Source organism: Tateyamaria sp. (genome assembly GCF_039945315.1).
GTDB lineage: Bacteria > Pseudomonadota > Alphaproteobacteria > Rhodobacterales > Rhodobacteraceae > Tateyamaria.
The window spans coordinates 1-7412 of record NZ_JBDUXB010000046.1 but is presented as its reverse complement, the minus strand read 5'-3'; the positions used below and the strand labels follow the sequence as shown (position 1 = coordinate 7412).

7 protein-coding genes are annotated in these 7412 nt (G+C 50.0%); 3 read left to right on the top strand and 4 right to left on the bottom strand.

Annotated elements, in window-relative coordinates:
• Window positions 1–150: 150 nt before the first annotated feature.
• The 3 genes from ABJD00_RS14815 to ABJD00_RS14805 all read left to right on the top strand — a co-directional run bounded on the left by ABJD00_RS14815 (window position 151) and on the right by ABJD00_RS14805 (window position 3172).
• Window positions 151–1413 (top strand): AAA family ATPase, encoded by a 1263-nt coding sequence (locus tag ABJD00_RS14815; RefSeq protein ID WP_413848534.1) that lies wholly within the window; start codon window positions 151–153, stop codon window positions 1411–1413.
• Between the two features lie 173 nt (window positions 1414–1586).
• Window positions 1587–2339, top strand: a complete 753-nt coding sequence (locus ABJD00_RS14810) for an SDR family NAD(P)-dependent oxidoreductase (RefSeq protein ID WP_413848536.1) — start codon at window positions 1587–1589, stop codon at window positions 2337–2339.
• 149 nt (window positions 2340–2488) lie between these two features.
• The gene (locus ABJD00_RS14805; RefSeq protein WP_413848538.1) at window positions 2489–3172 is read left to right on the top strand and encodes a VPLPA-CTERM sorting domain-containing protein; all 684 of its coding nucleotides are present in this window, start codon (window positions 2489–2491) and stop codon (window positions 3170–3172) included.
• Between the two features lie 165 nt (window positions 3173–3337).
• On the opposite strand, the gene ABJD00_RS14800 is transcribed toward ABJD00_RS14805, so the two are convergent.
• The 4 genes from ABJD00_RS14800 to ABJD00_RS14785 form a co-directional block, all read right to left on the bottom strand.
• Window positions 3338–5572, bottom strand: a complete 2235-nt coding sequence (locus ABJD00_RS14800) for a hypothetical protein (RefSeq protein ID WP_413848540.1) — start codon at window positions 5570–5572, stop codon at window positions 3338–3340.
• A 100-nt stretch (window positions 5573–5672) separates the two neighbouring features.
• The gene (locus ABJD00_RS14795; RefSeq protein ID WP_413848542.1) at window positions 5673–5831 is read right to left on the bottom strand and encodes a TniQ family protein; all 159 of its coding nucleotides are present in this window, start codon (window positions 5829–5831) and stop codon (window positions 5673–5675) included.
• A gap of 131 nt (window positions 5832–5962) precedes the next feature.
• Entirely contained in the window at window positions 5963–6508 is a 546-nt protein-coding gene (locus ABJD00_RS14790; RefSeq protein ID WP_413848546.1) for a hypothetical protein, read from the bottom strand.
• 204 nt (window positions 6509–6712) lie between these two features.
• Window positions 6713–7138 carry a hypothetical protein gene (locus tag ABJD00_RS14785; protein ID WP_413848544.1) on the bottom strand — a complete coding sequence of 142 codons (426 nt, stop codon included), beginning with the start codon at window positions 7136–7138 and terminating at the stop codon, window positions 6713–6715.
• Between the last annotated feature and the right edge of the window lie 274 nt (window positions 7139–7412).

The following is a 7412-nucleotide window of genomic DNA, read 5'->3' as shown; positions in this document are numbered from 1 at the left end:
GCTTGATATCTTTGACGATCTTCTCGCCTGGGCTCTTCGTTGTCTTTCTCATCGTCCACTCCTCGGTGGCTACGATGAGCAACAAACACTCTCTTAGCAAATAACCCTATTTGGACCCATAAGCGCTGACGTCAGACAGACGAGGCTCAAGTGAACGATACACATAAACCTGATGAAGAAGATGAACGACAAGCAGCTTTGGAGCTCATCAAGCAGTACAGTAGCCATGTGAAAGACGGCTTTGACGACCTGTTTGAAGGGTGGGACCATATCGACATTGCATTGGTCCGTGACGCGATCATCGGGTCAGCGACAAAGTCCGAAATCCGCGACGCCTTGTCGTGGAAGAATCCTGATAAGTCCGATGAACCCTGGTGCGTGGATACCTACGCCCAGTTTTCGAAAGTCCGATTTCGGGACCGGCATGTCGGCGCCCGAGCGGACACGGCGCTGAGAAGATGCCTGGCCGTTCTTTCGCAGAGTGAGTTCGAAGCACTTAAGAAGGCGATGCCCCGGATCGAGGAGAAGCCAGCACGGCCTGGGACGTATCTCATCGACGTTCATAGTGAGGATGATCTTCCCAGAACTGTGAGCAAAGAATTTGAAGACATCGATGCACTGCTCCAAATCAGAGACACGACAAAGGCCGGGTCGGCAGGTTTGAAGGCGGCCAAAGCTCTGTCAGAGAAATTCCCCAATGCCGCTGACGTGATTTATGGGTTGCTGTCTGAGGTTCGCCATTCAATGAGTTTTGGCGACGACACATTGAAATTCCGACCAACGATTATTGTGGGGAAGCCAGGGATCGGCAAAACGACAGTTGTCAGGGCGCTGTGCGGGGCATTGGGCGTTGAGCCGTATATTGTCAGCGTTGCCGGTCACAGCGACGCCAATATCTTTGGTGTTTCTGCGGGGTGGTCCACAGCGATGCCGAGCATCATGACCATTGCGGTACTGCGCCAAAAAGTAACTAACCCTGTGTTGGTTCTCGACGAGATCGACAAAGTACGGCCGAGTCACAACGGCGACATCTTCGCCTCTTTGTTGAGCCTGACGGAGCCAGTCGACGCCAGAACTTACCGTGACAAGTTCCTGACCGTGAATACGGATTGCTCCAAAATGAGCTGGGTGTTTACCGCCAATGACTTGAGCAAGATCCCAGAGCCGTTGAAGGACCGCTGCGTCGTTTACAAGATGCACGCACCGTCACAGGACCAACTGCCGCAAATCATTCGCTCGATGCGGGACGATTACGCCCGAGAACGAAAGGTAGATCCACGTTTCATGCCGCTGTTTCCGGATGATTACCAAGTGATTGCTCACGATTTCCAGAAGCGAAGCAGTTTGAGGCGTTCACGGGAGATGATGCGTCTCCTGGTAAACATGCGGCAATCAAACCTGCCGAGAGCTTAGGTGGTGTGCTGGATCGAACGCGGCTTCCACTTCGATCAAAAGGCAAACAACGATGTCTGGGCGCAGAAACTGGCACATGGAACATGTGCTTTCTCTTCGGGGTATCTGTAAATCCTTGCTCTAATTGGGCGGCTGTCCTAACCCGAACTTCACAAGTAGCAGGAAAGTCCAGAATGTTGGGAAAAGTAGCTTTGGTTACAGGTGCAGCCCGCGGGATCGGCCTTGCCACAACAAAATTGTTCATCGAACAAGGCTGGCGTGTGGCGATGGTAGACCGCGATGGTGAAGCTCTTTTTGAGGCGGCCGATGGCCTGAACCAAGCCAGTCCATTCTTGCATGATATTTCGATCCCCGAGCAAGTTGATGATATGGTGAACGGCGTTGTTGATGCATTTGGCCGCATCGACGCAGTAATAAACAATGCAGGTGTCGCCGACTTTGGTCCAATTGAGACGACAGATTTTGCACGCTGGAAAAACGTTATGGCAACCAATCTGGACGGGACGTTTTTGGTCTCTCAAGCCTGCCTTCCAGCCCTAAAGGAAACCTGTGGAGCAGTTGTGAACATCGCTTCAATTTCGGGATTGCGAGCCTCTACCTTGAGGGTTGCCTATGGCACATCTAAGGCTGCGGTCATCCAGCTGACAAAGCAACAAGCTGCGGAGTTGGGCGAATATGGAGTCCGGGCCAATTGCGTTTGCCCTGGTCCCGTCCGCACCAAACTGGCCATGGCCGTTCACTCGCCTGAAATCATCGCCAGCTATCACGATGCGATCCCTCTGAACCGCTATGGATCCGAGCGTGAGATCGCAGAGGTGATCACTTTTCTATGCTCCGATAAAGCCAGCTATGTCACGGGTCAGATCATCGCTTCAGACGGGGGCTTCGAAAGTACGGGTGTTGGATTGCCTGCGCTACGTACCTAGGCCAGCAGAAGAAACTCTGCCCCGTGGCGGCGGGGGGCAAAGAAATTTTCCAGTCGACTATACTTTTGGATTGGTGGCTATGCGGAGTCGTACTTGCCCGGTCGGCCACGATCCTGTCTTTTAAAGGTATAAAGTGTGGGAGCTTACTTATGAACTTAAAATTAGTCACATCTGCGGCTTTGGTCGCTATAGCTACGGCATTTCCAGCGGCTGCTGCTGTCCTCAACTTTGAAACTAATGGCTATACTGGCGACATCGAAAATCTTGGAAACGATGAGTATTTCGCGGGTGCGGGTATCACGTTTTCGAGCACAAACGGATTGTCTGCGGTGGCTACGGGCAGCCCGACGGATGGGTTTGTGCCGAATGACCTTCCGAATCCTAACACCTTTGGGAATTACTTCTTGACGTCTGATTTTGGGCGTACAACCGAACTTAACATTAAGTATGATACTGCGGTAAGCGCGGCTTCTTTTGAGATGGCCGATATTGATGGATTGCAAGATCCTCCAGGCAACCAAGAGGTGTTTACCTATACGTTATACCTGAACAACACGCAGGTTGGTTCGACTGTGACAATTCAAGATGGCGACCCAAACACTGGCGATGCCAAGGTAACGCCAGTGGGATTCAGTGGTCTAGGCTTGTTTGACGAGATCCGAATTTCCGGCACGACGTCGGGCGGCGTTCGCAACATTGGTATCGCTTTTGACAACTTCAATACCACTGTGAACGTTACGACAAACCCGGTTCCTTTGCCGGCAGCAGCTTGGATGCTTCTCGCTGGGTTAGGCGGATTAGGCATTGTTGGGAGGCGTAGAAAGAGGTCCTGATAACGGAACGATGTTTGGTAACTGGCATCGGCCTAATTTGCTTCTGCCATCGGCAAACAGGAAAGCCGCCTCAAGATGTTCTTCGGCATCATTAGTAAGTTCGCAGGCAGCCATATGTGGGAAACTCAGAGGAAATTCTGGACAGCCATATCTCTTGTCTACTAGCTACTCTTTCCACGCCACCTTCTTTTGAGCAAAAGCAAAGACGTCTTTGCCCCGCTTCAAAGCACCTTCTGCTACAGATGGTTTTCTTGAAAGGCACATCAGTACGTCTTTTTTTGCGCCCCCCACTTTAGGTTCCAAGAGTGCCATGTCTTCTATTTTGAGTAAAACGTCCAAAACACCTTTGACTGTCTTCGGGTCTGTTCTGTTCAAAGCCCACCGTGCCTCTGTTTCAGCAATTACTGCGTCTTGCCGGCGGGAAACCAGCCATTGAAAATCGTCTAGAGTGACCGATGGAACTTGCTTCAACTTGGCAATTCTTATGTCTTGAGCCTTGAGACCTTCAGATTTCAGTACGCTAGCTGCTTGTGTCAGTTCATTTAACCACTCGGGGGATATTTGCCCTTCAATTTTGCTACGCATTGCACCTAAGCCAAACAGGCCAGCAACGCCGCCCAGAGGTCCAAGAATGACTACTCCCGCAGGGCCGAATGCTAAAATCCCAAGTGCATTTCCTGCTAATCCGCCAATCCAGGCTGCTCCGCCGCGCATTGCTGCCTCAACCGCTATTTCTGTTGGCAATTGGTTCAGTGTGACCTGCCCTTTTGAATAGGACCAAACTTGCTGGCCAACGGTCACCAATATGGAACTCATAATCGTCGAGTTCTCGACGAAGCCGGCACCTGCGGCGAGCGCTGTTTCAGTTAGTTGCCGGATTGGCTCCAACCCAAAGCCTTCAACGCTGTGCAACAAATGAAGCCAGTCAGGATTTTCTCTGATCGCCTTTTCAATCAATTCGCTGTTCGCGATGACTGGAACGTCATCGTACTTGCCAAAGTGGTCGGCCAAAAGGGATAGGCTTTGCCCGCATTTTACTTGTGTTGGAATACCATCAACAATCAGATCAAATCCGGGCATGTTTGATGTACTAGGAAGCTCAACCGAATGCCCGCTTTGCACTAGCTGAGTCATCACAAACTGTTCGGCAACATAACCTTGTAGATTGCTTTCAAAGCCAGTTTGCGATGCAGCTTCTGCGCCTGACCACTTTTGTGCGAAGACGGAAAAATCCAAATAATTATTGATATTCTCAGATCGAGAAAAATTTGCGGCCTGTAGAACTCTAGGATCAATTGCCCATGCTGTATAAATCTGGTCTGCAAGGGCGATTCCACCTGAGGCGATTGCCGCTTTGCCGTCCTCTGAGAGTATTGTCGAGAGTGTGCCTGTAGAAGTGGCCTCTGCGGTGCTGAAACGAGGCGGGACGTAGGGAGCAGGTAACTTTCCGTCAAAAGCTTCCTCTACCGCCTGGTATTTGGAGTAAATCCAAGTATTTCCGGATTTTAGTAGCTTGGGGGCACTTTGACTCGGAGAACGTGGGTGAGTACGAAAATGGGTAAGTAAGCTGTCATGTGTGCCTTGCCCTTTTAGCGCTAGCGCCACCAGCAAGCGCCGCGAGAGCACTTGAGATAAGTTTCTATTGTTTCGCTGCCATGCAAACGCTCCACCACCCAAGACTGCGGCAGCTACGGTGATCGGGTTGACCAGTACAGCCAGGAAAGAGACCATTCCGACCCCGCCAACCATTGGAACAAACGCCGATAATTTTGCGGCAAGAATGTACGCTGCAAATCCACCAAGTTCCACGGCAAGAGCCAAACCAGCGACAGAGCCCCCTACGATGATCGCGCCAATTGCTTGTAAATCACCGGTCTGAATTGCAGCGTCGAGGGCTTCGTCTGCAAGGCCATGATCGAGACGTTTTGCGACGTTCCGGACCTGCGCTCGAATTTCTTGCTGCTCCTGATCTGAAAGATCGCCAGAGTTCATCAACTGCCCCAAAATTCGAGATGCTTCCAAGTAGAGGGCGTCCTCGAATGACAAACAGTCGGTGCCATCGCTCCAAAACTTTTTCACTCGCTCTCGAACACCTAAAGACAGGTCGGGCACAGTATCTTTAGCAAAGTTAAATCCCAGTCGCTGTGAGTCTGCTTCAAGAGTGTTTTGGGCCAATGGGAAGGTTGGCTCGTTTTCTTGTGCGATTTGCAAATGCTGCCAAAGCTCAAGATAGAGTTCAGAGTCGCAAACAGTGGAGATTTCGAGCTCCGCTTTCTTTGTTTGGACCGCCATTGATATGGCTTCAAATTTATATTCCGAAAGCCAAAGTTTTTCGGCTAGCAGGTTGGCAACTTCCTTTAACTGCGCCTGCGTGCCCAAGGTTTCGAACAGAGCAATCATGTTGCACAACTCTGCCCTCTCAAGAGACGCGATGCCTTTAGTGATGAAAATTGGAGTAATTCGAAAGGAAGGGGGCGACATAATACTAGCACCACTATTGTTATTTTCTGAGGTATGCCCACCTCTGACGCTTTACAAGATTATCTTCGGCAAAGTTCTTGGCAGTCACCCCGTTCATCGCCGCTAGGCGGGAAAGAAACGATAGGATTGTCTCTTCATCGTTTGGTTCAGGGCGGAGAGGAAGAGGCTTGGGCGTCATGTTCAAATGTTTACAGATAATCAGGACGAAGCGGTGGGTGTGGTTGAGACTCTCGCCTCAACCCAACGCAGTCCTTTTGCACTATGAAGATGAGGGCCATCTGGCTTTGCATCTTTGATGCGAAAGCTGTGCTAAATAGCAAGCCCCATTGTCTCAACGACACCCCATGTGAGACATGCAGATGGGGTTAAATCATCGTGATCACAGAACTCAATACTGTCGAATTTCTCGCGCTCTAGTTCAGGTAATTCGACACGAAATGCGGCTTCATCTAGTGGGTCTATCCAAATTGTTGTATCCCCAAAAAATTCCTGTTCAGCACCATCCGCATCATAGATGCTGACAGAAACCCTTATCCAAGTAGTCACATGGTCGGACGTTTTGTTCTCAAGCTCCCCTTCCCAGGCTACGTACCGCTGATCCAAACGCGGACCCGCGCGGCCCGTAGCATGATCATTGCCATATAAGGGTTTCTGAAAGGCTGTTACGCATGTTGCCCTAACAGCCTCGTTGGAAATCAGCTCACTCTTTGAATACGAAAGGCATGTTTCAACGCCTTTAAGGGTGCCTTTGTTAACTGTCTCGTTAATTCCCCTCTGTACTGGCTCTACGCCAAAGGCCAAGGCAGCTACAAGGCATGCCAACCCAATAATAATATAGTTCTTCACCAAGTACATCTCCGCTGAATTCCAAGTCTTCATCGCATTTCGCGTTAGAGCAGTCTACAGATGGCACACGTTCATAATTCATAGCATATCGCCGTGTAGCATCGATCTGGTCGGTCGGGGGCACAGTACCAATTGACCTGAGGTTTCCAGCATATCCGTTGAGAGCCTGGACTCTCCTCCTGCCCAATGAATCCTAGCTGTTTTCCAATTAGTTTAGTAAGTTGTGCAATTGGTGAAAGTACCCATGGTGTTACAACTTGTATGGGTCGGTGTTGTTACACTTAACGACGGTAAATATACGTAATCGGGTCTTTTGGATTGTTGTGCGATGATCGCACTGTCATCGGTTTTTTTGTCCTCACAGGCAAATTGGTGAATTTCTTCAGCGCTAAACACACTGACTGCACTGCCACCCTTATAGTTCGCGTATTTTCCGTATTGGGAACAATGTTGCACCGCTTTGTCTAACGCTTCAGCGGTCAATGTCGGCACTTCGTCCCATGCCTCGTATTTGAACGAAATCACGTTTGGCGACGCATAATCCTGTTGTGCTGGTGATGGCGCACAAGCCGCCAGAGCAACCGCAGTCGACAAAACAGAAACCTGCCAAGCGTATCTAACAAATAATTGACTGTTCACTGTATTTCTCCTCACTTCTGTCTCAAAGAGAAATGTAGAGAGATGCGCCGTCGATCACTTAGGAAACACAGCCAGTTATGTTTGAAATTTGGCCAAAAAGGTGAAAACCCTCTCTCAAATTCGTAGGATATTCTAGGTTGTCTGACGTCAGCGCTTATGGGTCCAAATAGGGTTATTTGCTAAGAGAGTGTTTGTTGCTCATCGTAGCCACCGAGGAGTGGACGATGAGAAAGACAACGAAGAGCCCAGGCGAGAAGATCGTCAAAGATATCAA